Annotated in this window: 23 protein-coding genes; 5 read left to right on the top strand and 18 right to left on the bottom strand. The window is 56.5% G+C overall.

The window, feature by feature from the left end:
- Window positions 1-88: 88 nt before the first annotated feature.
- From Z946_RS0114765 to Z946_RS0114755, 3 genes are all read right to left on the bottom strand, one after another.
- Window positions 89-439: a hypothetical protein gene (locus Z946_RS0114765; RefSeq protein WP_025056502.1), complete on the bottom strand. Its 351-nt coding sequence runs from the start codon at window positions 437-439 to the stop codon at window positions 89-91.
- Window positions 436-2,295, bottom strand: coding sequence for an ABCB family ABC transporter ATP-binding protein/permease (locus Z946_RS0114760; RefSeq protein WP_025056501.1), 1,860 nt, complete (start codon window positions 2,293-2,295; stop codon window positions 436-438). Before Z946_RS0114760 ends, Z946_RS0114765 begins: the two co-directional genes overlap by 4 nt.
- A gap of 84 nt (window positions 2,296-2,379) precedes the next feature.
- On the bottom strand, window positions 2,380-3,804 hold the full coding sequence (locus Z946_RS0114755) for a LysM peptidoglycan-binding domain-containing protein (protein WP_025056500.1): 1,425 nt from the start codon (window positions 3,802-3,804) through the stop codon (window positions 2,380-2,382).
- A gap of 104 nt (window positions 3,805-3,908) precedes the next feature.
- Between Z946_RS0114755 and Z946_RS0114750 the strand changes: the two genes are divergently transcribed.
- Window positions 3,909-4,469, top strand: a complete 561-nt coding sequence (locus tag Z946_RS0114750; protein WP_025056499.1) for an LOG family protein — start codon at window positions 3,909-3,911, stop codon at window positions 4,467-4,469.
- Window positions 4,470-4,606: 137 nt separating this feature from the next.
- Here Z946_RS0114750 and Z946_RS0114745 read toward each other — a convergent pair whose 3' ends face one another.
- From Z946_RS0114745 to Z946_RS0114720, 6 genes are all read right to left on the bottom strand, one after another.
- Complete coding sequence (locus tag Z946_RS0114745; protein ID WP_025056498.1) at window positions 4,607-5,206, bottom strand: superoxide dismutase; 600 nt, start codon at window positions 5,204-5,206, stop codon at window positions 4,607-4,609.
- Between the two features lie 224 nt (window positions 5,207-5,430).
- Window positions 5,431-6,006, bottom strand: coding sequence for a sarcosine oxidase subunit gamma (locus Z946_RS0114740; protein WP_025056497.1), 576 nt, complete (start codon window positions 6,004-6,006; stop codon window positions 5,431-5,433).
- A complete protein-coding gene (locus tag Z946_RS0114735; RefSeq protein ID WP_025056496.1) occupies window positions 5,999-9,016 on the bottom strand; it encodes a sarcosine oxidase subunit alpha family protein in 3,018 nt (1,005 codons plus the stop codon). Before Z946_RS0114735 ends, Z946_RS0114740 begins: the two co-directional genes overlap by 8 nt.
- Window positions 9,013-9,345: a sarcosine oxidase subunit delta gene (locus Z946_RS0114730; RefSeq protein ID WP_025056495.1), complete on the bottom strand. Its 333-nt coding sequence runs from the start codon at window positions 9,343-9,345 to the stop codon at window positions 9,013-9,015. Before Z946_RS0114730 ends, Z946_RS0114735 begins: the two co-directional genes overlap by 4 nt.
- 105 nt (window positions 9,346-9,450) lie before the next feature.
- Entirely contained in the window at window positions 9,451-9,714 is a 264-nt protein-coding gene (locus Z946_RS0114725; protein WP_025056494.1) for a hypothetical protein, read from the bottom strand.
- Window positions 9,715-9,808: 94 nt separating this feature from the next.
- Window positions 9,809-11,053, bottom strand: a complete 1,245-nt coding sequence (locus Z946_RS0114720) for a sarcosine oxidase subunit beta family protein (RefSeq protein WP_025056493.1) — start codon at window positions 11,051-11,053, stop codon at window positions 9,809-9,811.
- A gap of 232 nt (window positions 11,054-11,285) precedes the next feature.
- On the opposite strand from Z946_RS0114720, the gene ccmI reads away from it, so the two are divergent.
- From ccmI to Z946_RS0114705, 3 genes are read left to right on the top strand one after another with little or no spacing between them, the layout of a single operon-like run.
- Window positions 11,286-12,515: a c-type cytochrome biogenesis protein CcmI gene (gene ccmI / locus Z946_RS0114715; RefSeq protein WP_025056492.1), complete on the top strand. Its 1,230-nt coding sequence runs from the start codon at window positions 11,286-11,288 to the stop codon at window positions 12,513-12,515.
- On the top strand, window positions 12,512-13,000 hold the full coding sequence (ruvX, locus tag Z946_RS0114710; protein ID WP_025056491.1) for a Holliday junction resolvase RuvX: 489 nt from the start codon (window positions 12,512-12,514) through the stop codon (window positions 12,998-13,000). Before ccmI ends, ruvX begins: the two co-directional genes overlap by 4 nt.
- On the top strand, window positions 12,993-13,226 hold the full coding sequence (locus Z946_RS0114705; protein ID WP_025056490.1) for a DUF1289 domain-containing protein: 234 nt from the start codon (window positions 12,993-12,995) through the stop codon (window positions 13,224-13,226). The genes ruvX and Z946_RS0114705 overlap by 8 nt, the downstream gene beginning before the upstream one ends.
- Window positions 13,227-13,273: 47 nt before the next feature.
- Here the strand turns inward: Z946_RS0114705 and Z946_RS0114700 are convergent, their stop codons facing one another.
- The 6 genes from Z946_RS0114700 to Z946_RS0114675 form a co-directional block, all read right to left on the bottom strand.
- Window positions 13,274-13,510, bottom strand: coding sequence for a hypothetical protein (locus Z946_RS0114700; protein ID WP_025056489.1), 237 nt, complete (start codon window positions 13,508-13,510; stop codon window positions 13,274-13,276).
- A gap of 103 nt (window positions 13,511-13,613) precedes the next feature.
- Window positions 13,614-14,360 carry a hypothetical protein gene (locus Z946_RS0114695; protein ID WP_025056488.1) on the bottom strand — a complete coding sequence of 249 codons (747 nt, stop codon included), beginning with the start codon at window positions 14,358-14,360 and terminating at the stop codon, window positions 13,614-13,616.
- Window positions 14,357-15,178 (bottom strand): sulfite exporter TauE/SafE family protein, encoded by an 822-nt coding sequence (locus Z946_RS0114690; RefSeq protein WP_025056487.1) that lies wholly within the window; start codon window positions 15,176-15,178, stop codon window positions 14,357-14,359. The genes Z946_RS0114695 and Z946_RS0114690 overlap by 4 nt, the downstream gene beginning before the upstream one ends.
- Before the next feature lie 27 nt (window positions 15,179-15,205).
- Window positions 15,206-16,225, bottom strand: coding sequence for a tRNA dihydrouridine(20/20a) synthase DusA (gene dusA, locus Z946_RS0114685; RefSeq protein ID WP_037969222.1), 1,020 nt, complete (start codon window positions 16,223-16,225; stop codon window positions 15,206-15,208).
- Window positions 16,226-16,458: 233 nt separating this feature from the next.
- Window positions 16,459-17,133, bottom strand: a complete 675-nt coding sequence (locus tag Z946_RS21535; RefSeq protein WP_160170285.1) for a hypothetical protein — start codon at window positions 17,131-17,133, stop codon at window positions 16,459-16,461.
- 116 nt (window positions 17,134-17,249) lie between these two features.
- Complete coding sequence (locus Z946_RS0114675) at window positions 17,250-18,371, bottom strand: glycosyltransferase (RefSeq protein ID WP_025056484.1); 1,122 nt, start codon at window positions 18,369-18,371, stop codon at window positions 17,250-17,252.
- A gap of 713 nt (window positions 18,372-19,084) precedes the next feature.
- Here Z946_RS0114675 and Z946_RS0114670 point away from each other — a divergent pair.
- A complete protein-coding gene (locus Z946_RS0114670) occupies window positions 19,085-19,615 on the top strand; it encodes a GNAT family N-acetyltransferase (protein ID WP_025056483.1) in 531 nt (176 codons plus the stop codon).
- Window positions 19,616-19,717: 102 nt separating this feature from the next.
- Here Z946_RS0114670 and Z946_RS0114665 read toward each other — a convergent pair whose 3' ends face one another.
- The 3 genes from Z946_RS0114665 to Z946_RS0114655 are packed head-to-tail and all read right to left on the bottom strand — an operon-like array spanning window position 19,718 to window position 23,258.
- Complete coding sequence (locus Z946_RS0114665) at window positions 19,718-21,607, bottom strand: TRAP transporter permease (protein WP_025056482.1); 1,890 nt, start codon at window positions 21,605-21,607, stop codon at window positions 19,718-19,720.
- Between the two features lie 15 nt (window positions 21,608-21,622).
- Window positions 21,623-22,567 (bottom strand): TAXI family TRAP transporter solute-binding subunit, encoded by a 945-nt coding sequence (locus Z946_RS0114660; RefSeq protein WP_025056481.1) that lies wholly within the window; start codon window positions 22,565-22,567, stop codon window positions 21,623-21,625.
- Window positions 22,568-22,589: 22 nt separating this feature from the next.
- Window positions 22,590-23,258 (bottom strand): maleate cis-trans isomerase family protein, encoded by a 669-nt coding sequence (locus tag Z946_RS0114655; RefSeq protein ID WP_206537785.1) that lies wholly within the window; start codon window positions 23,256-23,258, stop codon window positions 22,590-22,592.
- Window positions 23,259-23,286: the final 28 nt, after the last annotated feature.

Raw genomic sequence — 23,286 nt, 5'->3', positions numbered from 1 at the left:
GCATCGAACCCCGCGCTTCTAAAGCGAGTTCCGATCTTAGCGGCCATTTACCCGAAAGATGGTCGCTAATTCTTGCTCGTTCGAAGGTTCAGGATTTGGGTGGATCACCCTTGGCGCGGGTTTCCTCGTCCAGACTGGCCCACCATTCCGCGTAAATCGTATTGCGTGGATGTTTGCCGCCTTCGTCCGGGCTGTCGTCTTGCCACCAGACCGGGCCGCGTTCACCTAACCGCCTCTTCGCCGCATCGACCGAAGCGCGCGCCTGGCGCGTTTCATCCTCGGTCTTGGCCAGTTGCACACCGCGACGGCCCTGCATCAGCTCTTTGACCGCTGCCCGCCGCGTGCTGTCGTCAAGCGCGGGATTGGTGCATCGCCACATCCGTCCCTTCGAGACAAAGAAATGCCCGTCCGGCGTGCGCGGGTAATCCTTGCCCTTCACACGTCCTCTTCGGACTGTTGCCGCTGCCAAAGCTGCGCATACCGGCCGTCCAGCGACAGCAGTTCATCGTGTGTGCCTTGCTCGGAAATCTCGCCTTTTTCCAGCACAACGATCCTGTCGGCATCCGCAATTGTACTGAGCCTGTGGGCAATCGTGAGCACCGTCCGCCCCTGCCCCGCACGCATCAGAGCGTCCTGAATTTCATGTTCTGTCTCGCTGTCCAGCGCGCTTGTGGCTTCATCCAGCAAAAGGATCGGCGGGTCTTTCAGCAAGGTCCGCGCGATGCCAACGCGCTGCTTTTCACCACCAGAGAGTTTTAACCCACGCTCACCTACAGTTGTGTCGTATCCGTCAGGCAGGCTTTGAATAAAGTCATGGATTTGCGCATCTCTTGCCGCCGCTTCGACATCGGCCTGAGTGGCACCATCCCGCCCGTAGGCAATGTTGTAGCCGATTGTATCGTTAAACAGCACCGTGTCCTGCGGCACGACACCGATTGCACGGTGCAAACTGTTTTGCGTAACATCGCGCACATCCTGTCCGTCAATTTTGAGCGCGCCGCTGTTCACATCATAGAACCTGAACAACAAACGCCCGATAGTTGATTTGCCTGATCCAGTGGAGCCTACAATCGCAACTGTCTCACCCGGCTGCGCTTCCAGTGATACTCCTTTGAGGATTTTTCGGTCTGCATCATAGCCGAAATGGACGTTCTCCAGCGTGACCCGCCCACCTTTGACATCGAGTTCTGTTGCGTTTGGCTTGTCCGAGATTTCTGCCGGTTGTTCTAGCAGGCCAAACATCTGGCCCATATCGACCAAAGCCTGTCTGATTTCGCGGTAGACAGTACCGAGGAAGTTAAGCGGCACCGTGATCTGGACCATGTACGCGTTGACCATCACAAAGTCACCGACTGTCAGCGATCCGTTCTGCACGCCAATCGCCGCCATCACCATGACCGCGACCAAACCGCCGGTGATGATGACCGACTGGCCAAAGTTCAGAAAGGCGAGGCTAAGACTGGTCTTGATCGCCGCTTCTTCGTAGCCTGCCATAGCTCCGTCATAACGCTGCGCTTCGCGCTCTTCGGCACCGAAGTATTTGACTGTTTCATAGTTCAAAAGGCTGTCCACGGCCTTTTGGTTGGCATCTGTATCGGCGGCATTCATCTGACGACGTTGGCGCACGCGCCACTCGGTTACAGAAAATGTGAACCAGACATAAAGACCGATCGTGACTGCAACGACCATCAGGTAGGTCCAGTCAAAAAGATATGTCAGCACGGCACCGATCATCAAAAGCTCAAGGATCAGCGGGCCGATGTTAAACAACAAAAAGCGCAGCAGGAATTCAACACCCTTCACACCACGCTCGATAATCCGGCTAAGGCCACCGGTCTTGCGCGTGATGTGATACCGCATGGAGAGTTTGTGAATGTGCTCGAACGTTTCAAGCGCAAGCATCCGCAAAGCGCGTTGGCCCACGCGGGCAAAAATCGCATCGCGTAGCTGTTGGAAACCAACCGTCATCAAGCGTGCCATGCCGTAGGCCACGGTCAGCCCGATTGCACCCAGCGCAACCATCGGCACCCCTTCACCTGCAAGCGCATCAACAGCGTCGCGGTAAAACAGAGGTGTGATGACCGATACAAGTTTGGACAGGAACAGCGCGACCATCGCCCAAACGACACGCCGCTTCACCCACGGCATATCCGCAGGCCACAGATAGGGAGCCACTTTGCGCAGCACCAGAAAGCCTGACTGGCGCTCGTCGTGCTCCTCTGACGGAGGTGGCGCGGATGGTCCAGATTTGGTGGGGGATGCGGCAGCGGCAGGTCGGGCGGTATCAGCGGGCATTCATGTTCCAGTCTCTTTGACTGCTACATAGTCCTGCGCCGGCGTGGTTGCCACCCGTCTGCGAAAATTACTCGGGCAGGTCCATCAATCCGGTAGATCGAAAATCTGCCCCGGATAGATCAGATCAGGATCACGGATAGCTGCCGTATTCGCCTCGAACACCCGCACATAGAGCGCACCATCACCGTAGCGGTCACGCGCGATGGCCCAGAGGGTCGCGCCTTTCTGGACGGTAATTGCCTTGATCGGACCATCCTGTGCACCTGCGGCAGCAACCAGAACTTCGACGGGTTCGCGCTTGAACGGCGTCTCGACGCGGCTGGTGACGTCACCTTCGGCCGAAACTTCATCAACTCTAAGAGTATAGATCCCTTCGTCCACGTCCGGCAACGCGCCGCGCCAGCGCCCGTCTGCATCAACCGCCAAACTAACGACAGAGCTGTTGTCGAGATAGACCCGTACAGATTTGGTCTTAGCCTGAGCGCGACCGGCCAACTGAACGGCCCCTTCTTCGGAATAGCTGATCGTGTCAATCGCGACGTTGGTCATCACTTCGGGGCCTGGCGTGTTCAACAGCTCCACACCTGCTTCAGTAGATTTCAGGACTGCAACGGCTGCCGGTTTAGATGGCGTGTTACGTAGCGCTTGGGATAGCTTGGGTGCTGCCTCATCTGATGACGGGGTCGCGGCGGCAACGGCGACGCTTTGCGCGGCAGAGGCGTCAGGCGCAGCAGGTGCTTGCGTCAAAGGTGTCTGAGGTGGTGTCGGAACTTCCGCTGTCGCAGTGTTTGCTGCCAACGTTTCAGGCTTTTTCGGGGCTTCGACCTCACCCACCTCAGCCACTGCCACGGGTGCTGCGGGCTGTTCCGGTCCGGTCTCTTCCTTTGCGGTTTCATTTTCTGCCGTTGGCGGGGTTGGCGACCTGCCCTTGTCCTCTCCTGCGGTTGCGGTGATGGTTGGCTCCACCTCTGCCGGTGGGTCCATTGGCGCAAGTATAATCTCATCTGCTGAGGCCAGTTCCGCTTCGCCGATTTTTTGCATCAACGACAGCACATGGCCGCGCCCGTCAGGCGGGATGATCGCAAGGGTCGCGAACTTTCCTGTACCGTCCGCCGTCGCTTTTCCGACCTCCACACCGTTCTGAAGGATACTGACTTCGGCTCCGGCAGCGGCGGTGCCTGCAATCACCGTAACGCCATCGGCCTCGCGCCGTACCTCGTCGAATGCCGGTGCCTTCAACTGCGGAGCAACAGATGCTTCATCCTGCGTGTCTGGCTTTGCCGCGGGCTCCGTGGCGGCTGCCTCATCCTGCTTTTTCTCGGGCATGACCGCGGCAGGCTCGGGTGTGTCTTCCAGCGCGTCCGGCATCACGATCGCGACTTCGGAGGCCGGCTCTTCCGCCTCACGCCCGGACTGCACCCAAAGCGCCGCGCCGATCAACAGCACGACTACAGCCGCCGCACCAAAGGCACCGGACCCGCCGCTGAAGCCTGCCAGAAAATTGCGCATCGTTTCGTTATCCCCAAAAGGTTGAGCCTGTTTAGCAAGCAGGCTAACAGGGGTCAAAGCACGACCTGTCAATCATAGCCTTATTTCAGGCGAAAGGGGCCACGATGGCACAGAAATCTGTTTGCGTTTACTGCGGGTCCCGTGCGGGGACCGATCCTGCCTATGCTGTCGAGGCTGAAAAGCTGGGTCGCGGACTGGCTGAGCGCGACCTTCGGCTGGTCTATGGTGCCGGTGATGTAGGTCTGATGGGGACAGTTGCACGCGCCGCACAGGCAGCCGGCGGCACGACCTTTGGCGTGATCCCCCAGCACCTTGTGGATTGGGAAGTCGGCAAGACGGACCTGACCACCTATGTCGTGACCGAGACCATGCATGAGCGCAAAAAGGTGATGTTCATGAACTGCGACGCGGTCGTGGTCTTGCCGGGGGGCGCAGGATCGCTGGACGAGTTGTTCGAAGCGCTGACATGGCGACAGCTTGGTCTGCACGAGAAGCCCATTTATCTATTGAATACAAATGGCTATTGGGATCCGCTGGTCACCTTGCTGAACCATGTTGTCGAAAATGGCTTTGCCGACAAAAGCCTGTTGTCGTTCATCGAAAAACTGGCGAGCAGCGACGCTGTGCTCGACCGCGTGGGTGCCCTTACCGCACCTATCGGCTAGTCGTCTTCACTCGGCCCGCCATAGCAAGCGGTTCGGGACTTCGCCAGAAAATGAAAGCCCCGCCCGTATGTACCGGCGGGGCCATTTTTGGCATGTGGCACACGCCGCCACGCATTACGCGGCGGCCGGTCCCTCGATTACATGCGCGAGGCGACGTTTTCCCAGTTCACAAGGTTATCGAGGAAGTTAGTCAGATAGTCAGGACGCGCGTTGCGGAAGTCGATGTAGTATGAATGCTCCCATACGTCACAACCCAGAAGCGTGGTCTGACCGAAGCAAACAGGATTCACACCGTTTTCCGTTTTGGTGACTTTCAGACCGCCATCTGTGTCTTTGACCAACCATGCCCAGCCAGAACCGAACTGGCCTGCACCGGCTGCTTTGAATTCGTCTTTCATCTTGTCGACTGAACCAAAGCTCTCGGTGATTGCTTTCTCAAGCTCGCCCGGCATCTTGCTGTCGTCAGGGCTCATCATTTCCCAGAACTGGTTGTGGTTCCACAGCTGGCTGATGTTGTTGAAAATTCCGGATTGCGCCACGGCGGATGCATCGTAGGTGCCCTTGATGATCTCTTCGAGGGACTTGCCCTCCCACTTGGTACCCTCAATCGCCTTGTTGCCGTTTGTGACGTAAGCGTTGTGGTGCTTGTCATGGTGGTACTCAAGCGTCTCCTTGCTCATCCCTTTGGATGCAAGTGCGTCGTGAGCATAGGGAAGATCGGGAAGTGAAAAAGCCATTTGAAGCCTCCTTCGTGTTTCAAGTTCAGATTACACCAAATGGAGCGCTCGAACCTGCTTCGTCAAGGTCGCAATGCGCGAATTGTCGCGTGTGACGGCTCTCGCCCACGAAGTGCGTCGAAAGAATGCCATCCTTGAGGGCCCTCACAAGATGGGAATGGTCGGAGCTTTAACAGCGATCGAACCCGCTGAACGATAACAGTCCTTGGAAATCAGTATTCTGCCTAGCGGCTGAAGTGATTGACCTCTGAACCTTCCTGAGCCGCGATGTTCAGCAAATCATACATATATCGCGCAACTGAACGGAAACAGATGATCTGCGCCACGTCCGGTTCGGGCAACCAAAAAGCTGCGGGGATCTGCGCGAACCGCGTGCGGCGGAACGTCCCCGAAGTGAAAACATCGGGGTGCATGTCGACAGGTGCAAGTTTGGCGATAACGTCCCGTACCTGAGTACTGCGCAGGCGAAAGACCGCGCGTGCGTCGGAGACATTGACCGCCAGAGCGTGATGCTTGGCGAGTTTTCCCTGAAGTTCGGACAGTCGATCGCCCACCTCAGCATAGGGGCACATGATGAGCAGCTCATCCGGTGACATCCACGCCATGCCCTGCTCACCCTCTGTCGCACAATGCCCCTGTTCGGGCATTGTCACACCGCTGGCGGCGACTGCTGCCTTGATGAGGGGCTTTGCCGAAAGATCGCCGCGCAAGGTAATCATGCCCAGCGGACCAATCTCAGTGACTGAGGCGAAACCATCCGTGTTCTTTGCACCCTTCAGGGCTGTGACCGGATCAGACATTCTGCTTCTCCCCTTCCTTGTCGTAGAACACAGGATCTACAATCTTGGCCTCATAGGTTTTGCCATCCGTACCGGGGAAGCTTAGAACTTCGCCCATGCGGTCCGGTCCGTGCAACACCAGCCCCATCGCGATACCGCGATCCAGCGTTGGGGAGTGGTAGGTCGAAGTGACCCGCCCAACCGTGTTGCGCTGACCGTTGGCATTTGTCCCCTCGCCCACCGCATATGCGCCGTCCGGCAAGGTTGATCCGTCGACGGTCTCAAGACCCACCAGTTTCCAGCGGTCTGCGCTGGTCATATGCGGGCGCTCCTGTGCGCGTTTGCCAAGGAAGTCTTCTTTCTTTTTCGAGATCGCCCAGTTCAAGCCCAAATCCTGCGGAATGATCGTTCCGTCCGTCTCGTCCCCGATCATGATGAAGCCCTTTTCGGCCCGCAGAATGTGAAGACATTCGGTGCCATAAGGCATCACACCCAAATCAGCACCCACTGCCAACAGCGCGTCCCAGAACGCCTGCCCGTGGCTGGCATCCACTGCAATCTCGTAGCTCAACTCGCCCGAAAAGGAGATACGGTAAACGCGGACCTTGAAGCCGCCCAATTCGCCGTCTGTCCACTCCATAAAACCAAGGGCCTCTTTGGAGACATCCATCCCGCCCAAACGCTCAAGCGCCTGACGCGCATTCGGACCCACGACAGCAATCTGTGCGTATTGTTCTGTCACATTGGCCACGTAGACCTGCCAGTCCCACCATTCGGTTTGCAACCATTCTTCCATATGGGCATGGATGCTTTCGGCACCGCCGGTGGTGGTGTGGCACAGCCATGTATCCTCGTCGATCCGCGCGACAACGCCGTCGTCGATCAGGAAACCGTTTTCGGAGCACATCAACCCGTAGCGGCATTTCCCCGGCTTCAGGGTCGACATCATGTTGGTGTACATCATGTCGAGAAATTTGCCTGCATCCGGCCCTTTGACAATGATCTTGCCAAGGGTCGAGGCATCGAGAAGACCCAGCTTCTCACGTGTGTTCTTTACCTCGCGCATCACGGCATCGCGGGTGCTTTCCAGACCCCGCTTGTACGCATAGGGTCTGCGCCACTGGCCGACAGGTTCGAACTCCGCGCCGTTGGCTTCGTGCCAATCGTGCATCGGCGTGCGGCGCAAGGGTTGGAACACCTCGCCCCGCGCTTCACCCGCAATCGCAGCCAGCGAGATAGGATGATACGGCGGGCGGAATGTGGTTGTGCCAACAGTTGGAATATCAGCGTCCAAGGCACCCGCCAATGTGGCGAGTCCATTGATGTTGCTAAGCTTGCCCTGATCGGTGGCCATGCCCAGCGTGGTGTAGCGCTTGGCGTGCTCGACGCTGACGAAACCTTCTTGTGCAGCGAGCCGCACGTCCGAGACTTTCACATCGTTTTGATAATCAAGCCACGTCTTTTCACGCAGCTTTGAACTTGCACCGTGGGGCATCATCCAGACCGGAGCCATCGGGCTTTCTTCGCGCCGTTCCGCAATCGGAGAGGCAACATCCTTAGGCAATTTCATATCAAGGCAGGTGATAACACCTTCGGCGGCTGCATGTGCATCGTGCAAGACATCGTCCAGCGGGAACATGCCCGAGGCCGCACCCGCAGGAGTGACAAAGCCCATCCCGTCCGCCCCTTTGGGCGGGTTGTCCACATCGGGGCTGAAACAGGCATTCGCGGTATCCCAACGCAGTTTGCCACCACAGTGGGACCACAGATGAACCACTGGCGACCAACCGCCAGACATCGCTACCGCATCACAGGCGATCTCTTCTAGAACTGCGCCCTCACCCGCTTGCGAACAAACGGTCACGCCCGTAACCCGCTTGCCACCTTTGACGCTGGAAACCGCATGTCCCATTAGAACGCGAATGCCCAGCGCGCGGGCCTGAGCGACCAGTCCGATGTCTTCGGGCATGACCCGCGCATCAAGGATCGCAGGCACGTCGAGCCCAGCATGCTTGAGCGAAATTGCCGTAAGGTAAGCGTTATCGTTGTTTGTCACCACGACAGTGCGGTCCCCCACCGAGACACCGTAGTTCACCACGTAGTCGCGCACGGCCGAAGCAAGCATAACGCCGGGAATGTCATTTCCGGCAAAGCTGAGCGGACGTTCAATCGCTCCTGTTGCGGTGATGATCTGTTCGGCGCGAATACGCCACAAACGGTGGCGCGGGCCAGCATTTTGCGGTGCATGATCGGTAAGTCGTTCATAGCCCAGCGCATAGCCGTGATCGTAAACACCGGCCCCCATGGTGCGCAGACGAAGTTCGACATTGTCCATAGATTTCAAGGCGGCGAGCGTTTCATCCACGAAGTTATCCACAGGCGCGCCATCAATGATGCCGCCATCCACCGGTGCACGTCCGCCCCAATGGTCGGATTGCTCAAGCAAGATCACGCGCGCGCCTGAGCGGCCCGCCGTGAGCGCGGCCTGCAAACCGGCGACACCGCCGCCGACAACCAGCACATCGCAGAAAGCATAGAAATGTTCATAGGTATCCACGTCACGGGTTTTTGGCGCTTTGCCTAAACCTGCAGAATGGCGGATCACCGGCTCGTAGACGTGTTTCCAGAAGGCACGCGGGTACATGAACATCTTGTAGTAAAAGCCCGCAGGCAAAAAGCGGCTGAGGTGTTTGTTGATCGCACCTACATCAAACTCAAGGCTCGGCCAGTGGTTCTGGCTTGTCGCTTCCAGCCCGTCAAACAGCTCGGTTGTGGTGACGCGCTGGTTCGGCTCAAACCGGCCCTCGCTGCCCAGGTTAACCAGGCCGTTCGGCTCTTCTGGTCCAGAGGCTACGATGCCGCGCGGGCGGTGGTATTTGAACGAGCGACCTACCAGCATCTGGTCGTTGGCAAGCAGTGCAGAGGCCAGCGTATCACCCGCATAGCCGCGCAGGTTCTTCCCGTTGAAGGTGAAGGATACCGGTTTTGTGTGGTCGACCAGACGGCCTTTATTGGCAAGACGTGTGCTCATGTGGATGCCTCTGTCGCGCGCCAATCGGGGCGGCGGTCTTTGATTTGGTCGATGATTTCTTGTGGCGGCTCGGTGGTTTGGGCCGAATAGCTGCCAAAGATCTCAAGCGTTGTGGTGCAGCGGGCCACGTGGAACCACTTGCCGCAACCGTTCTGATGCCGCCACCGCTCGAAATGCACGCCTTTCGGGTTCGCTCGCATGAACAGATAGGTTTCGAATTCGTCATCCGACGAACCGGGACCAAAGCGTTTCAGGTGCGCCTCGCCATGGGCGTGGAATTCGGTTTCCTCGGCGGTGATACCGCAATTAGGACAGTGGATGTTCAGCATTAGGCAACCCCCGCACGCAGAATAAGTGACCGTTGGACAGCAAAAAGGCTGCTCTTCGAAAGAAGAACAGCCCTTGAATTCGCAATGTTAATATGCGCTTGCGCGTTATTCGCTCGCGGCAGCACCACCTGAGACAGCTTCATCAACAGCTTCTGCGGCACCTTGGGCAGCGTCGCCCGCACCTTCGACAGTGATGTTGACGTCGTTTGCACCGCTAGCGCCGCCAAATCCGTCGCCGAAGACGACGTAGGCAAGAATACCGACAATGACGACGAGTGCGCCGACGATGAATCCCATGCCGGACCCACCTGATGTGGTGGTTGTGGTTGTTGTGTTGCGTTCAGAAACAGTGTGGTCTGGATGTGCCATGTTTCATTTCCTTCCAAAATAGGTTCTGGAAAGGAAACATGAATCCCTCTGAAAAAGTTCCGAAAAATCTCTTTGGACAGGCGCAATTGCATTTTCAATGCGCCACGCCGGCAGCGACGCTCTCGTCGATAAAGCGGCCTTCGATAAAGCGCTCCATCCCGAAGGCATCCGTGAGAGGAGAGTGACCTTTTGCAATAAGTTCGGCCATGGCCCAACCGGACCCCGGGATCGCCTTGAAGCCACCGGTTCCCCAGCCGCAGTTCACGAAAACCCCGTCGACCGGTGTCTTTGACAGGATCGGCGAACGATCCCCCGTCACATCCACGATCCCGCCCCACTGGCGCAACATTTTAAGGCGACTGAGCATCGGGAATGTCTCGACCAAGGCGCGGACAGTTTCTTCGATATGATGGAAGCTGCCGCGCTGGGTATAATTGTTGTAGCCGTCGGTGCCGCCACCGATCACCATCTCGCCTTTGTCTGATTGTGACAGATAGCCGTGCACGGTGTTGGCCATCACCACGATGTCCATCGCAGGTTTGATCGGCTCTGAAACCAGTGCTTGCAGCGCTACGGATTCAAGCGGCAAACGGAAACCCGCCATATCGGCCAGATGCCCCGAGTGTCCCGCAACAACCATCCCGAGCTTGTCACAGGCAATGTCACCCTTGTTGGTGCTGACACCTGTTACCTTGCCGCCGCTTTTCTGGATGCCTGTGACTTCACACTGCTGGATCACGTCCATGCCCATATCGGAGCACGCCCGCGCATAACCCCATGCCACCGCGTCATGCCGTGCTGTACCGCCACGTGCCTGCCAAAGACCGCCCAGCACCGGATAGCGTGGTCCGTCGATGTTCATGATCGGGCACAACTCTTTGACGCGGGCAGGATCGATCCATTCGGTGGTGATCCCCTGCAAGGCGTTGGCGTGTGCAGTCCGTTTGTAGCCGCGCACCTCATGCTCCGTCTGTGCAAGCATGATCACGCCGCGCGGGCTGAACATCACGTTATAGTTCAGGTCCTGCGACATCGTCTCATAAAGCGAACGCGATTTTTCGTAAATCGCAGCAGACGGGTCCTGCAAATAGTTCGAGCGGATGATCGTCGTATTACGACCCGTGTTCCCACCACCCAGCCAGCCTTTCTCAAGGATCGCCACATTGGTGATGCCGAAGTTCTTTCCCAGATAATAGGCCGTGGCCAGCCCGTGACCGCCTGCTCCGATGATAATCACATCGTATTTCGCCTTGGGTTGCGCATCGCGCCATGCGCGGTCCCATCCGGTGTGATGGCGCATCGCCTCACGGGCCACGGCAAAGACGGAGTATTTTTTCATAACGATAATCCTTGGCACGGAAGAAGCCGCAACGGCGAATGGCAGATGTCTCTCTTCTGGAGGGACGGTCAGAAAAAAGGATACTCCCCACGGCGTTTGGTATCAATTTTGCGACATCAGGTGCAATAGCGCCCGCGTGTCGCAGGCGGATTGCGCATTGCGGCCTTTTGTCCTGCGGGCTGAGCGACTAGATACAGGTCCAGATAACGCGCAGCGCACAAAAAGGCAGCATATGACGTTCTGGATTACAACGGTTTTGATGGCTGTGCTGGTTGCCTCGTTCCTCGCGCGTGCCCTGATCGGACGTGGACGAGCCGTTGCGGGGGACGCCGGCGACTACGATTTGCGTGTTTACCGCGACCAACTGGCCGAGATCGAGCGCGACGTGGCACGCGGTGTGATCCCGCCTGAAGACGCAGAGCGCGTGCGCACCGAAATCTCGCGCCGAATTCTCGCTGCGGATGCCGGGCGCAGCGCTGCGACAATCGAACCGCAAAAAACGCCCTTGTTGTTGGTTGGTGCACTTGCCATCACGTTGATCGGCGGCAGCATTGCCATCTACACGTGGTTGGGCCAGCCGGGATATGGTGATCTGGCGCTTCAGGACCGTATCGCATTTGCCGAAGAACTGCGGGAAAACCGGCCCGACCAGCAAACCGCGGTTGATAGCCTGCCCCCCTTTCCCGTCACCGAAGAACTTTCGGATGAGTTTGTAAACCTCATGGCCAGCCTGCGCGAAACCGTGTCTGCGCGCCCTGATGACCTTCAGGGGCACATCCTTCTGGCGCAGAACGAGGCGCGGATGGGCAATTTCATGGATGCTGCCGCAGCACAGAACCGCGTCATGCAGATCAAGGGCGAGGACGTCACGTCCGAGGATATCTCTGACTTTGGCGAATTGTTGGTCTTGGCGGCGGGCGGCTACGTCTCCCCCGAGGCAGAAGTCGCTTTTCGCGCAGCGCTCAACCGCGATGAGAATGACGGACGCGCAAGATACTATCTGGGTCTCATGATGGTGCAGACGGGACGGCCCGACATAGCCTTTCGTTTGTGGAATGGTCTTCTGCGGCGCGGACCTGCCGATGCGGCGTGGATTGCACCGATTACCGCCCAGATCGAGAACGTTGCGCAGTTGGCGGGCGTAAACAACTATTCCATTCCTGCGATCGGTGGCGGTGCGGCCCCCGGCCCGTCAGTTGATGATATAGAAGCGGCCTCAGAAATGACCGCGGAGGCCCGGATGGAGATGATCGGCGGAATGGTTGAGGGATTATCCAACAGGTTGGCGACCGAAGGTGGCCCTGCGCAGGACTGGGCGCGGTTGATTACATCGCTTGGCGTGTTGGGTGACAGCGAACAGGCACTGGCGATCTACAACAACGCGATGGATGTCTTTGCGGATGATCCGGCCTCTCGCGATGTAATCCGGGCAGCGGGCAGTCAGGCCGGAGTTGCAGAATGATCTATGACGATATGGCCGAGTTCGCCGCAGCGGTCCCTCCGATGCAGGCTCTGATCGGCCTCGATCTGGGGGAAAAGACCATTGGCGTTGCGGTCACGGACAGTTTCCTCAGCGTGGCCACCCCGCTTGAGACCGTGCGACGCAAAAAATTCGGGTTGGACGCGGCGCGTCTGGTCGAAATCATTACCGACCGCCGGATCGGTGGGTTGGTGCTGGGCCTGCCACGCAATATGGACGGCACGGAAGGACCGCGATGCCAGTCCACCCGCGCTTTTGCCCGCAATTTCGAAAAGCTGTCTCCTTTGCCCATTACCTTCTGGGACGAGAGATTGAGTACTGTTGCCGCCGAACGCGCACTGCTTGAGGCGGATACGACACGAAAACGTCGCGCCGAGGTGATAGATCACGTGGCCGCTGGTTATATCTTGCAAGGTGTACTGGACCGGCTGGCGGTCATTCGTCGCGAAGGAAGCACATATGACTGACAGCATTTGGAAACGCGACGAGATCGAGAGCCCCTGCATCAAGATCTGTGTGGTTCACCCTAAAGCGCGTCTATGCACCGGCTGCCTGCGGTCGATTGACGAGATTGGACAGTGGTCACGAATGAGCGCGCAGGAGCGGCGTGATATCATGGCCGAATTGCCGACACGTGCCGGTCAACTGACAAAGCGCCGCGGCGGACGCGCCGCGCGACTTGCAAACAAATAGAGCCGCATCGGGACGGCGGAGCTGGTTAAAACGGCTGCCGGTTGCGTCTAATGCGCGCCCGCGATCCTAAAAAGCAGGTCGACCCCCGCATCCCAAGTCACCGCGCCATCGAAATCGGTTGGCGCGTGATTCCCGTTGGCAGCGAATGCACTCAACCCCGCGAAACCGCGCTGCGCGTCCGCATGAAAGCCCCCTGTGGCGTCAAAAACCGGAACCGCGCGGGGTTTGGGTTTAGCGTTGAAATAGGCGATTGATCCGCCTGCGCCTGTGATTACCTGTGCCATCCTGCATCGTCTCGTTATTGTTTCTCTTCCCGCATCAGTATCGTGTCGGAAATGGCAACAATGGGGCGAGCATTGGGTCTTTGTGCGAAAAACAAGCTTTCTTTCAGGCCTCGCGGCACCATTCTGCCAAACTAAATTGCGGTCGGAAGTATCCGATCATGCGCCCTTCGGGTGGTGCATTTGCAGATGCTTCCCAAGGTGCGACGCCATGCAATAGATGACGATGCAGCAAAACGGCCTGCCCCGGCGCTGCGATGATCCGCTGCGGAGTGATGCGTTCGAAAACCAGCCTGCGTGCCGACTGATAAGGTTCGGTAAGGTCGATGTCCTGTGGTCTGGCATCGCCGATCGCCTTGCGCAAAGCGTCCCCCATGATCCGCTGGCTGCCTGGCCAGACAACCAAGGGGGAGCCGTCCGAGACATTCAGCGGAAGCCCCAGAATAAATGCGTGAGGTTCCTGCAAAAATCGCTGCCTGTCAGGACCAAGAGGCAGCAAGCCGTCAACGTGCGCAGCATGGCGTTTGACACGGTAGCGGTGGGTACCATCCGTTTCGCCGGTATCCCGTTCAGGGTAGCCCGGATAAACAACAGAGAGCTGCGCGCGGTGCCACTCCCCCTGCCAGTTCACGGTATCGCGCCATGCTCCGTCTAAGGGCGTGCCGTCTATGCTGCCGTCTTGCGCATTGGGCAGCGCATCCACGCCTACAAACCAGGTTTCTCCATGCCGCAGGTTAGCCAATCTGACTTGCGGATCGCTGGCGACTTTCAGAGCGGTGCGATGGGCCGATTTCGCCCAGTTCAATGCTGGTTCAGTCGCTTCAAAGACGGTGAAACCGTCTGCCGCTGTCACCAGCCCAGCGCCTTGCGCAACATGTTAAGTGCCACCGCTATCAAAAACACAGCAAAGACACGCTTGAGTGGCTTGGGATCCATCGCATGGGCAAGCTTGACGCCCCAAGGCGCGGTGATCAGCGTCATCGCGATAATAATCGCAAACGCCACCAGATTAACGGTGCCCAAGGTCAGCGGCGGCGCGTTGCTGGTCATCGGAACAAAAAGAAACCCGATCACCGCAGGAACTGCGATCAGCACACCAAATCCTGCAGCAGTCGCGACTGCACGGTGAATAGGTGTGTTATAGAGGCTCATCAGCGGGACACCGAAACTGCCGCCGCCAATCCCCATAAGCACGGACAAGAAACCCATGAACGGCGATTGTACAGCACGGATCACACCGGTCGGCATAGCCTGACCCAGCCGCCATTCGGAACGTCCGAACCCCATATACAAACCGACAACCAGCGCCAGCACCCCGAATATCGCCTGCAATGTATTAGACCGAAGCTGCGCCACAAGCAGCATTCCGATGACAGCGCCGATGACGATCCCGGGGGCCCATGTGCGCAGGATATCCCAATCCACCGCGCCCTTTTTGTTATGCGCCAGTACCGAGCGGACGGAAGTGACGATGATCGTCGCAAGAGAGGTCGCAAGACACATCTGCATCAGCTGCGGCCCTTCATAGCCAAGGGTCTGAAACGCATAGAAAAAGGCAGGTACCAGCACGATACCGCCGCCGACACCCAGAAGGCCGGCAAGAACACCGGCAACCGCCCCGATGATCATCAATAACAGACCCATCTGGATCAAAAGCATGGTTTCCGGCATGACGTCCTCCGCTGGTTTGCGTCAGTGCTACACCGCTTCTTGCAAAGCTGCCAGTGCCACCACTTCGGCCATCGCCGCTTCGACCAACTCGGGGCCTGCACCGGGCTTGGACGCCCCTTCTGACAACATGCGCCGCCACAGCCGCGCACCGGGCCGTCCCGCGAACAACCCCATCATATGCCGCGTAATCTGGTTCAGCCTGCCGCCACCTGTCAGATGCCTTTCGATATAGGGCAACATCGCCGCCACTGCGGCTTCGGCTGTGGTATCAGTGCCCGAGCCAAAGATGCGGCGGTCCGCTGCCGCGAGGATATCGGTGGGCTGATGATATGCGCTGCGCCCGATCATCACCCCGTCCAGCCCGCTGTCGAGAAGTGCGATGGCCTGATCCAGCGATGTGATACCGCCGTTGATCGAGATATGAAGGTTCGGAAACAGCTCTTTCATCTGTTGCACAAGCGGATAATCGAGCGGAGGAATGTCACGGTTTTCTTTGGGACTGAGGCCTTGCAACCACGCTTTACGCGCATGGATCTGAACCCGGGTACATCCCGTGGCAACGACCCGCGACAAAAACTCCGGAAGAATTTCGGCGGGGTTTTGATCGTCTACACCGATGCGGCATTTTACCGTTACATCGACATCTACCGCCGCCCGCATTTCACTGACACAAGCAGCCACCAGCGCCGCGTTCTCCATTAACACCGCCCCGAAGCTGCCGGATTGAACGCGATCTGAAGGGCAGCCACAGTTGAGATTGATCTCGTCATACCCCGCCTGCGCCCCCAGCCTCGCCGCCTGCGCCAGCTCTTTCGGGTCAGAGCCGCCTAACTGCAACGCCACCGGATGCTCCGCCACGTCGTGATCCAGCAAATGCAAAGCCCCGCCCCGCACCAGCGCTGGCGCGGTAACCATCTCGGTATACAAAAGCGTGTGCCGGCTGAGTTGCCGGTGCAGGTAACGACAATGACGGTCGGTCCAGTCCATCATGGGCGCACAACTTAAGCGTGCACTTTGATGCAGGTTGTATCTCTTATTTTCAGACACTTATTAGACCACATGTTAGTAGATTCTCGGTTTGTCTGGCTAGTCGAAAATTGGACGGACAACAATAGGCAGGAATAAGCAATAATGGATAGGGTTAGTCGCAAACATCCACCAAGCCCCAATTTCAGCCAACTGTTGCCAAAAAAAACTAAGCATGCTAGCAGCTCAAGTTCGAATTTCCGCGCTTTTAAAGTGTTGCCCAATCAATCCTTCAAAGCGTTCAATATGAGTAATTACTGGGGATCAAAAGTTTCAAATTCATTTTCGACCAGCTCAAAACTTAACGCCCCTTTGTTTGGAAACTCCAACTTCTGGCCGGGATCCCAAGCACTTACAGCTTTCGCCACTTTTGCAAGAAAACCCTGATCCATTGTCGAGGAGTTACGAAGTTTCTGATCAAAATCACGCCGAATGAGGTTCATGTGATACATAGCAACCGTTTGAATATCAAAATGATGGTGAAAAGCCGGAGAGCACGTCATTCCACGCGAAGGATCCACATTAGGATGCGCAAATGGCTTATATCCCATCACCGTATCTTCCTGAATTTCAGTAATAAAACAGCAACAAGTTGTATCTAGAGTGCGCCAAACTGGGCGTCGAACATGCAGGAAGCTATTGACAGAAGTGCTCTTCCAACCATGCGCAGCAATCTGTTTACGCGCGCCAAGAGCCTCGTCGGTACGATAAAACTCGTCAGCATCCAAACTCACGAAATGCGTCGCTCCTGCCAATCGAGCCACGTTTAGCCCTATCTGACGTTTCTTTGTTTCATTGTCTTTGCGCGAAACATCAAAGCTTGGCTGGTAGTGAACTACTTCATCCACCAATCCTTCGCAAATAGCCGAGTCGACAGCTTGACGTGCAAAATTTGATATAGGTTCCCCGGCATTCGAAACATCTTGCATAATGATGGATATGTGGTCGAGCCAACCACGATTAGTCCGAAGCGACGCTAGCAAATGCTCATCCCCATTGAAAAAATTATAGGATCCAGAAATAAACATATAGTACTCACCAACTATTAGTTTTTTGCCTTCTTAAACTTTTCAAGCTGCTCACGCAAAACCTTATTCTTGGCACTCGACCTTTGGTAAGCCGTTCTAAATCTTCGCACTTCAGAAAAAAGAAAGTCGATATGATCAACAGTCTTTTTCTCAAGTTCTAAAGCTTGAATTGGGATTGCGGGTGCGTTCTTTTTCTCTTTTGATGCAACCGTTTGAGCAATCTTCTCAACCCAATATTCGAGACAAAATCGTTCAGGACAATTTTCTACAGCTTCAAGCGCTTTGGGTGGTAATTCCGATAGTTCTTCACGTAACGTTTGGGCCGTTTTTGTTTGAGCGCAATCCCGACCTGAAAAATTTGTTGCCTCCGCACTTGCAAAGCCGGCAGGGGTTAACCACCCGCCACCCCCAAAATGGTCATAGATATAAACCGGGCACCCGGCTCTCAAAGCGTATTGAACCGTCTTACCAATCGTCAGCACGGCATCTGTCAGCGCCAAATCTGACGGGATGATGCGCCTCGATTCGTGCTGCATACCAACACGTTCAACAACAACACCTTCATCTTGCAAGAGTGTGATTGCCTCAATAACTTCCGGAGGAACGTGATTAGACACGACCAGCAAACGCTTGAGCCTTCCAGGATAACGGGGGCGACGTGCGGATTCAAATTCCATAGGTGCAGGGTTTGGCATCACGATCATATGGTCAAACGGTGCACCTAGGGGTTTATAACGATCAGCTGTTTCTGGGCTGTTCGCGCATACTAAATCAGCCAAAACCGCCTCACTTGCGGTCATAGGGCTTTCAAACGGTTCATGTGGCGACAAATGATTGTATACGAAAGTCGGAGCATCTACTCCAAATATGGAGCTCATTGGTTGAACCGCAAGAAACCTAGAATGCATACTGTGCTGAATATAAACGAGTTCAAAACCTGTTAGGTCGGCCACATCCTCTGCTGATTTATATACGTAAAACCGCGTCCCTAAGACAGCATCCAAAAAGCCGTCGCGTTGAAAAGGGCAAAAAATCTCGACATCCCACCCGGCATTGTTCAAAGCCTCAGCCAGTTCTAACAAAACCAACTCCGACCCGCTCCAAGTATCAAAATGATGCGTGCACAGCAGAGCTTTCATCGTCTAACCATCCCAGTGTTACTTACTGAGCAACCCTTGGCATAATCGAATGCTCTCGTGAAGCCTATTAGCGCGCATGGCAGTATATCAAACAGATCATGATCATAAACTAATTCTAGGAACAAGGAAAAGCAGCAACCGCTTCTCGATGAAGTTGCCACTTTCGCCAAGCAGACACGCGGCCATCTTTAAGCTAACTATGACTGTATATACTAATACAAATTGAAGATCTCTCGGTGTCAGAGTAACGGATAATATTCAGATTATCAGAGTAATCTGAGCCAGGATTCGAATACAATATTGCCCATTATCAGCCAAATCCGACCAAAATTTGTACAATACCTTGAACAACACGCAAATTCAATCTCTGTAAGTTACTGATACATAAATGACTTTATGGTTCATCAGTCCAGTCCATCATGGGTGCGACAGAGAGGCGGGCTGATGCTTCGGCTAAATTCCGTATCATTTTTCTGGCTCCAAAAACCGCCTATCTCCAGGCTGGCAAGAACCGGACTCATACTGCAAAGAGAATGTGGCGGTCCACCCCCTCCGGTGGCGGATAATCTGCGCTTGAACGTCGGACCCTTCGTTTCCTGAATATCCGGCCTGAAACGAATTTGCTTGGGAAAAGCCAGCAGTGTTTAGCTATAGATGGCCGGTCTCTATAGTGAACGCAGACGCCCGCTCATTTGCATCAAAAAGGCCAGTTAATGGAACACCTGACATCTGCACCAACACTCAAGACAAAACGGTTGGTCCTGCGCGGGCCGGAGCGGGATGATCTGGCGGAGCTCACGCGTTTCATGACCAGTGCCCCTTCGATGAAGGCCCAAGGCGAGACCATCACAGCGGAGCAGGCATGGTTCGGGTTTCTGGCTGGCGTTGGCCACTGGCATTGGCACGGTTTTGGCTTTTTCACACTTGCCCTTCAGCAGACGGGACAGCCCGTAGGCCGGGTTGGGTTGATCAAACATTCAAACTGGCCGGAGGTGGAGCTTGCATGGCATTTGTTCGAGGGTGCCGAAGGGTTTGGGTATGCAACCGAAGCTGCATGTACCGTAAAGCAGTGGGCGGCAGAGCAGCTCAAAATAGCGCAGCTCTATAGCTATATCGACAAAGGGAATACGCGGTCGCAGGCTGTCGCGAAAAGGGTTGGTGCAACGACTGACGGAACGCGCGCACCGCATGAGCCGGACGCAGAAATCTGGGTGCATAAGACGACTGCTGAGGGCAGTCTGTAGTTGAAAGATCAGGCCCAGCGGATCGCCATTGATTGTTGACCAACTGGGCCTTAAAAACACGCGCACAAAAGGCCTGCGCACTTCTGCATGGCCGTCCTACCTCTAGTCAGTCGCCACACGTCTCGGGGTCAGCATTACGACTGCGAGCGCCGCACCGATCCCTACTGCATTCAGCCACATTGCGCCGTCAAAGACCTCCCACGGGCACAGGATTGCGATACCTGCGAGGGCAATAATCACGCGCTCGGGCGAAGATAACCGGCGGCTGATAAAGCCGGTGATGGCACCTGTGGTCGCATAGACACCAACTGCCGCCTTGACGCCTGTCACCGCGACAAGCCACAGCGGGCCGTCAAACAGCAACGCAGGCGATGCCGCAAAGAAGAACGGGATGGCGTAGGCAGGCCATGCAATGCGTACAGCTTCTATGCCGGTGGCCATGGGCGGTGCCTTGGCCATGTTTGCCGCCACAAACGCGGCGATGGCAACAGGCGGGGTCAACATCGACAGCATCCCGAAATAGAGCACGAAAAGATGTGCTGCCATGGGCTGCAGACCAAGCTCTACCAGAGGCGGCGCGGCGAGCGATGCCAGCAGCAGGTATACCCCGACGGTCGGCAGCCCCATGCCCATAACGATGCAGACAAGTGCTGTGACAACCAGCAGCAACAGCAGGCTGGACTGGCCAAGCTGAACGAGGAAAAAGCCAAGCCCGAAGGACAGACCGGAGCGCGCAACAAGGCCGATAATCATGCCCGCGATGGCGCAAATCAGGATGATTTCGACAGCGGCACGACCGGATGTGACGATGACATCAAGCAGTATTCTGAGGTTCAGTTTACTGCCATCGTAGGTCAGCACCAGCGACAATCCCAACAGCACAATGATCGCGACAAGCGCGGATGTCTCAGGGCGCAGGTTGAAGGCGAAAAGCCCCACCAGAAGCACAACAAAGGGTGCAAAGACGTACCATCCTTTACGCAGCACACTGCCCTTAGACGGGATGCGGTCTTTGGCGACGGGGGAGATGTTGCGCCTGCCCGCTTCAAGATCAGCAAAGGCGAATAGGCTGAAATAATAGAGAATAGAGGGGATGAGCGCTGCAAGCATCACGTCGACGTAACTCGCTTGCAGGTTTTCGGCCAAGAGGAACGCCGCCGCCCCCATGATGGGAGGCATGAGTTGCCCCCCGGTCGAGGCCGCAGCCTCAATCGCGCCTGCGGTTTTCGGTTGGTAGCCGCAATCCTTCATCATCGGGATCGTGATTGCGCCTGTAGAGGCCACATTGGACACAGCGCTGCCAGAAACGGAGCCGAAAAACGCGGAGCCAAGGATTGCGATCTTGCCTGCCCCGCCACGGCGGTGTCCGGCAAGCGCAAGTGACAGATCAGAGAAGAACGCCGATCCGCCAGTGGCGAGCAGCAGTTGTGACAATATGAGGAACGGCACCACCACCGCCACAGCGATAGACAGTGCGGCCCCGGCGAGCGACGCGCTGTCGAGCATCAGAAATGTAAGCAGTCGGTCCGGCGCGATCGAACGGCTTTGCAACGGGCCAGAGAAGTTGCTTGAGAAAAGTGCGTAGAGAGACACACAGCCAAGGATGACAATCAGGCTCCATCCCATGGTGCGGCGGACCGCCTCCAGCAGCAGGACAAAGCCGATGACCGATACAATCAACGCCTCTGTCGGGTGGTAAAACACGTTCTCAGACAGCGTGGGGAATCTTGCGGAAAGCCATGCGCCAAAGCAGAGCGAAGCGACTGCCGCCCCGCGCGACACCCATTTCGGGCCAGACGGGCGGGTCAGAAAAGCCACCGCCATAGCAAAGGCCAGTGCGCAGATCAGCACCTGTTCCGAATAGACCCGCCAACCGATCCACAGGGGTGCCCCCGAGGACCAGAAGACAGAGGTAAGCGTGATTAGCGCCGCCAGAATGCCCGGAACGGACAGACTAATACGCCGGGCGGTTTGAGAGGACTGATCGCTCACCGGTCAGAGACCTTTCTATTCAGGCCAGACGCCCATTTCCTTGTAAAACTTGATTGCACCGGGGTGATACTCAAGCCCTACGTCCTTGCTCATTATTTCTTTGGTGAACCCGTTCCAGAAAGGACCGCCGGCCAGCAGGTCTGCTTCTTTTTCCCAGATCGCTTTCACGGCGTCATAGACCATGTCCTCAGAGACGTCCTTGCCCGCAAACAGGGTGTAGTCAAAGACGTTCACATTCGTCGGCTTCTCGATGCCCGGAACGCTGCCTGCAGGCATTTCCTGCAAATAGTTTTGCGGCAACAAAGCCCGCATCCGCTCAAGCGCTTCGGGGCTATCATCGAAGGAGAGATAGCGAATGCCAAAAGATGCATCGTATTCACGACTGTTACCGGCACCTACAACAACGATGGCCACATCGGCGGAGCCTTCGGCAAAGCTGGCCCACATACGCGGGAAGTTCGGCACCGCGACGCCTTCGACGTCATCAAGGCTCATGTCCTGATTGGCAAAATATCCACGAGTCACATAGTCGCCCAATGCTTTGTCCGCGAAAACCGGAACCCGCTTACCCTTCAGGTCAGCGAGGGTCTGGATGTCGCTATCCTTGCGCACAATGTAGGCACTGCGAAACGGCATCAGCGTGGCAACCATCTGCAGGTTATCGTTCGGGCGTCCTTCCGACATGCCGGTGCCGGTGATCGCATAGGTCAGCTGAACCACGTTCGCGATGCCGAATTCGATCTCACCGGCATTGACCAGCGGAATATAGTCGGCGGTATTCGCCAGTTCCTGCGGTCGCATCTGTAGATCGCCCGCTTCGGAGATTGCCGCCGAAAGGGAACGGCCGATCTGGCTTGTGCCGCCCCGCGCGGTGGAGCCCAGCGCCGCAAGTTCGGCGGCGACGGCGGTCGCACCAAGGGTCAGCGCAACTGTGACGCCTGCTAAATACTTGAATGACATATTATTTCTCCCTGTTTTTATATTAGTGTTTTTCGAACAAAGGACCGTGGCCGGAAAACTGGTCATTGATCCCCATGGCACGCAAGGCGTGCCAATACGTTGCCGCGTTGATCGCCACGAATGGCTTTCCGTATTCGGCTTCAAGCTCGGTGCTGAGTGCACACATGCTCAGGTTGGTGCCCACCTGAACAAAAGCGTCCACATCGTCGCCATCCATCTCAGCCACATGGGCGCGCAGAGTATCTTCCTGCACCTGTGCAATCGCCACGGGGCTTGAACATTTCAATCCACGAAAGCGGACAACCTCGAAACCGCAGTCCTGAAAGAACAGTGTCACGTTCTTATCCGAGATCGGGAAATAGGGGGATATGACCGCAATCCGCTTTGCACCCGTCAGGTTAAGCGCCGCCTCGCAAGCGAATGACCCTGCTGAGACTTGCAGCCCGCAATGATCCGATAATTCCTGCATCCGTTTTTCAGATGCGGCACGGCCGTCCCAGAACATCAGCGCGGACATGCCCATGATCAAATAGTCAGGCTCCGACGTAGTGCAGCGGTCGACCGCGTCGTAAAGCGTGGCACCAATGGCATCGACAAGTGCTACGAATTCCTCGTCATTGCCGACTTTCATATTGGGAACATAGATCCGGCCAAAGTGATTTGTGACGCCCCGCACACGAAAGTCATCCATGTCCGGCTGGACGATTGTGTTCGTCGAC

The sequence above is a fragment of the Sulfitobacter noctilucicola genome (assembly GCF_000622385.1).
GTDB classification, from domain to species: domain Bacteria; phylum Pseudomonadota; class Alphaproteobacteria; order Rhodobacterales; family Rhodobacteraceae; genus Sulfitobacter; species Sulfitobacter noctilucicola.
Note: the sequence above shows the minus strand (reverse complement) of the source record. Positions and strands in the feature narration are given on the sequence as shown.